Here is a 6,277-nt window from a genome sequence, read left to right on the forward strand (position 1 = left end):
CACCTGACGCTGCTTCTGCAGCAACCTGGGGCGCAGCCGTCGCGCTGGCGATGGTGGCCGTCTTGCCGGTCGAGAACACACTCGGCGTATCCACCGGCGGTTGCTGCTGGGGCTTCGGCGCGGTGGCGGCCAGCTCGGCGGGCCATTTGCCCGTCAGGTAATAGTCCATGACCGCACGCGCAATTGGCGCGGCCGACGTGGCGCCGAAGCCGGCGTTCTCGACGATGACTGCCAGCGCGATCTTCGGATGGTCCGCCGGTGCGAACGCTTCGAACAGCGCGTGATCGCGCTTGTTTTCGGGAATCGCGTGGTGGTTGTACTTTTCGTTCTTGCCCAGCGAGTACACCTGCGCCGTCCCCGTTTTGCCCGCCGACACGTATTGCGCACCGATGAACGCCTTGGCTGCCGTACCGGCCTGGTTCACGCCCACCATGGCGCGCTTGATCACGTCGATGTTCGCCTGCTTGAGCGGGATCCGGTAGCTCTCCGTCGGCACTGTCAGCGCGCGCGACTTGGACAGCGAATCTTCGACCGCCTTCACCAGGTGGGGCTTCATCACCACACCGTTGTTGGCCAGCGTCGATATGGCATGCGCGAGCTGCAGGATGGTGAAGTTGTTGTAGCCCTGGCCGATGCCCAGCGAGATGGTTTCGCCGTCGTACCACTTCTGCTGTTCGGGGCGCTTGTAGGCTTTGCGCTTCCAGTCGGTGGACGGCAGGATGCCCGTGCGCTCGCCTTCGATGTCGATGCCCGTGACCTGCCCGAAGCCGAACGGCTTCATGAAATCGTGGATGGCGTTGACGCCCATGTCGTTGGCGAGCCGGTAGTAATACGTGTCGCACGACATCACGATGGAGCGGTACATGTCGACCCAGCCGTGGCCGCCCGGCACGTCGTCGCGGAACGTGTGATTACCCAGCGTGAACGAACCCGGATCGGCCATGCCCCACTGCGGCGTGCGCTTGCCAAGCTCGAGCGCGCCCAGCGCCATAAACGGTTTGTAAGTCGAGCCGGGCGGATAGGTGCCGCGCAGCGGGCGGTTCAGCAGTGGCTTGTCCGGCGAGCTGTTCAGCTCGTTCCAGGTCGCGCTGTCGATGCCTTCAATAAACAGGTTCGGATCGAACGTCGGCTTGGAGACGAACGCGAGGATGTCGCCCGTCTCTGGCTCGATCGCCACCAACGCGCCGCGGCGGTTGCCGAAGAGCTGCTCGGCCAGCCGCTGCAGGTTGATATCGAGCGACAGGATCAGGTTGTTGCCCGGCGTAGCTTGCGAGGTCGACAGCGTACGGATTGGCCGCCCGCCCGCGCTCACTTCCACCTCTTCGTAGCCGGTCAGGCCGTGCAGCTCAGTCTCGTAGCTCTGTTCAATGCCGACCTTGCCGATGTATTCCGTGCCGCTGTAGTTGTTGGAATCCTTGCGCGGGTCGTACGCCACGCCGGGTTGGCTGTTGGCATCGCTCATGTTGTCGATGCGGTCCAGGTCGCGCTCGGAAATCCGGCCGATGTAGCCGATCACGTGCGACGCCGATTCGCCCAGCGGGTATTGGCGGAACAATCGCGCATGCACGTCCACGCCCGGAAAGCGGAAGCGCTGCGCCGAGAAGCGTGCCACTTCCTGATCGGTCAGCTGACTGCGGATCGGCAGGCTTTCGAAGCTGCGCGCATCTTCCATCAGGCGCTTGAAGCGGCGGCGGTCGCGCGGCTGGATATCGACCAACTGGGCGAGCTGGTCGATCGTGTTGTCCAGCGTGTCCTGCAGCTTGGACGGCGTGATCTCCAGCGTGTACGCCGAATAGTTGCGCGCCAGCACCACGCCGTTGCGGTCCATGATGATGCCGCGATTGGGCTCGATCGGCGCCACCGAGATGCGGTTGTCTTCCGCCTTGGCGGAATACTGCTCGTGCTTGACCTCCTGCAGCCAGAAGAATCGCGCCAGCAGCAGCCCGAAGCAGACGAGCACGAAAAGGGCGGCCGCCGCCAGCCGCAGGCGGAAGCGCGACAGCTCCTGTTCGACGTTGCGGATTTCGGTCATGCCAGGTGAACGCTAACGGCGGGGTGCATCAGATCGGCCACCTTAGATGGGCCGAGTTTCATCGACGCTCTCCGGGCGACGCTGCGGCGCCAGCAGGAACGCGTTTGCGAACGGCCACAGGGCGGCTTCGATCAGCGGCGGCAGGATGACCTGCCAGTCCGGCAGGTGCGCGCCCATCAGCAGGCGGATGACGATCGGTACGGCGTGAGCCAGCACCAGCAGCGGCAGCACATGCAGCGCCTGCGACAGCACCGAGAACCACAGCACGCGCCGGTGAATCGTGATCGCGAAGTACGACAGCATCGTGTAGGCCATCGCGTGTTCGCCAAGCAGACGCGCTTCGTGCACGTCCATCAACAGACCCAGCAGGAAGGCCACCACCATGCCCACGCGGCGCGGCTGGTGGATGTTCCAGAACACCAGCACGAGTGCCACCAGATCGGGAATCCACTGCATGTGGCCCCACGGCATCAGGTTGAACAGGAACGCCAGCACGAAGCTGAAAGCGATGAAGCCGGGGTTGACCGGGCGCAGCAGGTATTGGGGCGAGTTCATGATCGATGGCCTCGCTTCAGCGTTTTTGCGCTGAATCGGTATCCAGCGGATTGCCGTCGGCGTCGGTCGGGCGCGGCGGCGGGGTGTTTTCTTCAGCTGCAGGCGTGGGGCCCGGCACATTGGCCTCGGCGGCAGCGCGTGCTGCGCGGTCTTTCTCTTCGCGAGCGTCGCGGGCAGCGTTCTTGCCCTTGGGCACCGGTGTCGGCGACAAATCCGTCGGCGGCGGGAAGCCCGATTCGTACTTCACGATCAGCAGGTGCCGGTTGCTGCGGATGCCGGCCACCGGTTCGCAGACCACGCGCGAGAACGCGGTGTCGGCCTTGCGCTCGATTTGCGATATGCGCGCCACCGGCAGGCCCGCCGGATAGACGCCATCCAACCCCGACGTGACCAGTAGGTCGCCCTGTTGCAGATCGGCCGAGGCCGCCATGAAGCGCAGGTCCAGCGCACCCGGTCGGGCACCGCCAAACGCCACGCTGCGCAGGCCGTTGCGCACGACCTCGACGGGAATCGCCTGGTCCTTGTCGGTCAGCAGCGTGACTTGCGATTCAAACAGCGATACGCGCGTCACCTGGCCGACCACGCCGCGGTCATCGATGACCGGGTAGCCTGCGCGCACGCCGTCCTTGGAGCCGCGATCAATCACGATGCGCTGCGTATAAGGGTCACGTGCCTCGTAGAGGACTTCCGCCGCCACCGTGGGCACCGCCGCGTGTTGCTTCAGATTGAGCAGCGTGCGCAGATTGCGGTTTTCGGCTTCGAGCTGCGAGGCGCGCAGCGATTGCTGCGCCTGGGCAACGGCCGATTCGCGCAAGCTGCGGTTATCAACAGCCAGCTTGGTGGACGATTGCGTGTATTCGAGTGCGGCGCGTGCCGTATCGCGCGGGATCAGAACCAGGCGCTCGACGGGGTACAGGATGACCGACACGACTTGCCTGACCACGCCCAGCACGGACATGCGGGCATCGATCACCAGCAACGCAAGCGCGAGCGCGAGCAGAGCGACCAGCCGCGCGGTGGCGGACGGGCCCTGCTTGAAGAGGGGCGGCGGGGAGTAATCCATGACCCGGACGCTTCAAATGGGCACGGCAGACGCGTGACGGTCAACGTCAAGGTCAACGGTCTGCCGGCAACAGATTGGGTGTGGCGCTGGTGCGGTGCCCAAGCCCTTGGCGGGCGGAGCACGGCGCACCGGCGCGAGACGCATCTCAGCGATCCGCGAAGGCGGCTGGCGTGACCACAATGGTGGTCACGAAATCGGTCGCAACAGCGGAACGCGGATCGGCGTGGTGCATGGTCCCGTTATTCGTACGAGAAGATGCTGCCGAGCTTGTCCATGCGTTCGAGCGCCATGCCGGAGCCACGCACCACGCAGGTCAGCGGGTCTTCGGCCACCAGCACGGGCAGGCCGGTTTCTTCGGCCAGCAGGCGGTCGAGGTCGCGCAGCAGCGCGCCGCCGCCGGTGAGCATCATGCCGCGCTCGGCAATGTCGGCGCCCAGTTCCGGCGGGGTTTGTTCCAGGGCGATCTTCACCGAGGAGACGATCTGGTTCAGCGGGTCGGTCAGCGCTTCCAGGATTTCGTTGGACGACACCGTGAAGGCGCGCGGAATGCCTTCCGACAGGTTGCGGCCCTTCACTTCCATTTCGCGCACTTCCGAACCCGGGAAGGCCGAGCCGATTTCCTTCTTGATGGCTTCGGCGGTCTGTTCGCCGATCAGCATGCCGTAGTTGCGGCGGATGTAGTTGACGATGGCCTCGTCGAACTTGTCGCCGCCCACGCGCACGCTGCCCTTGTAGACCATGCCGCCCAGCGAGATGATGCCCACCTCGGTGGTGCCGCCGCCAATGTCCACCACCATCGAACCCGACGGCTCCGACACCGGCAGGCCAGCACCAATGGCAGCGGCCATCGGCTCTTCAATCAGGTACACCTGCGACGCCCCGGCGCCGAGCGCCGATTCACGGATGGCGCGGCGCTCGACCTGGGTCGAACCGCACGGCACGCAGATGATGATGCGCGGGCTCGGGCGCAGCAGCTTGGTGTCGTGCACCATCTTGATGAACTGCTTGAGCATCTGCTCGGTGACGGTGAAGTCGGCGATCACGCCGTCTTTCATCGGGCGGATCGCCTCGATATTGCCCGGCACCTTGCCCAGCATCTGCTTGGCTTCCTTACCGACGGCCTGAATGGTCTTCTTGGCGTTCGGGCCACCTTCCTGGCGAATGGCCACCACCGAGGGCTCGTCAAGGACGATGCCCTTGTCGCGGACGTAGATCAGGGTGTTGGCGGTGCCGAGGTCGATCGCGAGATCGTTGGAGAAATAGCTGCGCAAAAAGCCGAACATCGAATGAATCCTGTTTTTCGAGTCATGGGCGGCCCAGTAGCAGGATTGCGGCGCAACGGCTGCACCAACGCGCGGACGCCGCAAGGGCATGCCATGCGGTCCGATCCTGCTACTGCGCTCCCGGGAATGTCGCGGGCTCCGTGGTGATCGACGGTGGGGTGCCGTGGCACTGGCCATCCTGCCGAGGCTGGGCCGCCCGGAGAGGGGGCCCCCAAGGAACCTTTGATTAAGTGTCGCCTGATGCTGACGGTGCGACTGCCGGGAGGTTCCCGGAGTACTTAATCAGAGGGTCCGTGACTGCACGAAGTCGCCTGCTGACTTAGAAATTTAGTCGGCAATCATACCTTATAATTCGGGCATTCTGCGGGTATTCGGCGGGCGTTTGGCGCCAAAATTGCGGCAAATCGGCGCTGTCGGGGCCCAACCTGGGCGCCCCTCGCGCGCAGTAGCCGTCGCTTGCCGTACGCTGCCCGCCCGCCGCCGCACTCACTGACCCACTCCGATGGCACTCGATCTCTCCGACGTCAAACGTATCGCCCACCTTGCCCGTATCGAAGTCTCCGAAGGCGAGGCCGCGCAGACCCTCACCCAGCTCAACCAGTTTTTCTCGCTGGTCGAGCAGATGCAGGCCGTGGACACCACCGGCATTGAGCCGATGGCCCACCCGATCGAGCAGGTTCAGGCGCAAGCACAGCGCTTGCGCGACGATGCCGTCACCGAGGCTGACCGCCGCGCGGACTACCAGCAATGCGCGCCGGCCACCGAAGCTGGCCTGTACCTCGTGCCCAAGGTGATCGAGTAATCCGCGTAAACGGCGCTCCCGCGCCCGTCTTGAGCCCTCTCCATTCGACGTCGCCGGCGCTTGCCGGCAGCCCATCCGAACGTATTCGATGACCGCATCCACGATCAAAGCCCTGTCCGCCCAACTCGCCGCCAAGGAGGTTTCGGCGGAGGAATTGGCGCGCCATTACCTGTCGCGCATCGAGGCCGGGGCGCACCTCAACGCCTTTACCCACGTCGACGCCGAGGCAACGCTTGCCCAGGCCCGGGCCGCCGACGCGCGCATCGCAGCCGGTAACGCGGCGCCGCTGACCGGCGTGCCGATCGCGCACAAGGACGTGTTCGTCACGCGCGGCTGGCGCGCCACGGCGGGCTCCAAGATGCTCGGCAATTACACCAGCCCGTTTGACGCCACCGTCGTCGAGCGCCTGGGCGCGGCCGGCATGGTGACGCTGGGCAAGACCAACATGGACGAGTTTGCAATGGGTTCGTCCAATGAGAACTCGGCCTTCGGCGCGGTCAAGAACCCCTGGAACGTCGAGCACGTGCCGGGCGGCTCGTCGG

At 65.0% G+C, this 6,277-nt stretch carries 6 protein-coding genes; 2 read left to right on the plus strand and 4 right to left on the minus strand.

Annotation, left to right across the window (positions count from 1 at the left end; all coding sequences use genetic code 11):
* From mrdA to ACCD03_RS25285, 4 genes are all read right to left on the minus strand, one after another.
* On the minus strand, positions 1–2,032 hold a 2,032-nt coding region (mrdA, locus tag ACCD03_RS25270; RefSeq protein ID WP_413413261.1), incomplete at its 3' end, for a penicillin-binding protein 2.
* A 42-nt stretch (positions 2,033–2,074) separates the two neighbouring features.
* Entirely contained in the window at positions 2,075–2,587 is a 513-nt protein-coding gene (gene mreD, locus ACCD03_RS25275; protein ID WP_015856079.1) for a rod shape-determining protein MreD, read from the minus strand.
* Positions 2,588–2,603: 16 nt separating this feature from the next.
* On the minus strand, positions 2,604–3,650 hold the full coding sequence (gene mreC / locus ACCD03_RS25280) for a rod shape-determining protein MreC (protein WP_413413262.1): 1,047 nt from the start codon (positions 3,648–3,650) through the stop codon (positions 2,604–2,606).
* A gap of 239 nt (positions 3,651–3,889) precedes the next feature.
* Positions 3,890–4,933, minus strand: a complete 1,044-nt coding sequence (locus tag ACCD03_RS25285) for a rod shape-determining protein (RefSeq protein ID WP_004628293.1) — start codon at positions 4,931–4,933, stop codon at positions 3,890–3,892.
* Positions 4,934–5,435: 502 nt separating this feature from the next.
* On the opposite strand from ACCD03_RS25285, the gene gatC reads away from it, so the two are divergent.
* Entirely contained in the window at positions 5,436–5,735 is a 300-nt protein-coding gene (gene gatC, locus ACCD03_RS25290; RefSeq protein ID WP_413413263.1) for an Asp-tRNA(Asn)/Glu-tRNA(Gln) amidotransferase subunit GatC, read from the plus strand.
* A gap of 88 nt (positions 5,736–5,823) precedes the next feature.
* Positions 5,824–6,277 (plus strand): amidase (locus ACCD03_RS25295; RefSeq protein ID WP_413413264.1); only part of this gene is annotated, 454 nt, incomplete at its 3' end.

This window comes from Ralstonia sp. Ralssp135 (assembly GCF_047304345.1).
Classification (GTDB): Bacteria; Pseudomonadota; Gammaproteobacteria; order Burkholderiales; family Burkholderiaceae; genus Ralstonia; species Ralstonia chuxiongensis.

Coding starts and splice junctions, on each gene's coding strand:
- mreD (WP_015856079.1), bottom strand. CDS start 2,587: ATGAACTCGCCCCAATACCTGCTGCGCCCGGTCAACCCCGGCTTCATC.
- mreC (WP_413413262.1), bottom strand. CDS start 3,650: ATGGATTACTCCCCGCCGCCCCTCTTCAAGCAGGGCCCGTCCGCCACC.
- ACCD03_RS25285 (WP_004628293.1), bottom strand. CDS start 4,933: ATGTTCGGCTTTTTGCGCAGCTATTTCTCCAACGATCTCGCGATCGAC.
- gatC (WP_413413263.1), top strand. CDS start 5,436: ATGGCACTCGATCTCTCCGACGTCAAACGTATCGCCCACCTTGCCCGT.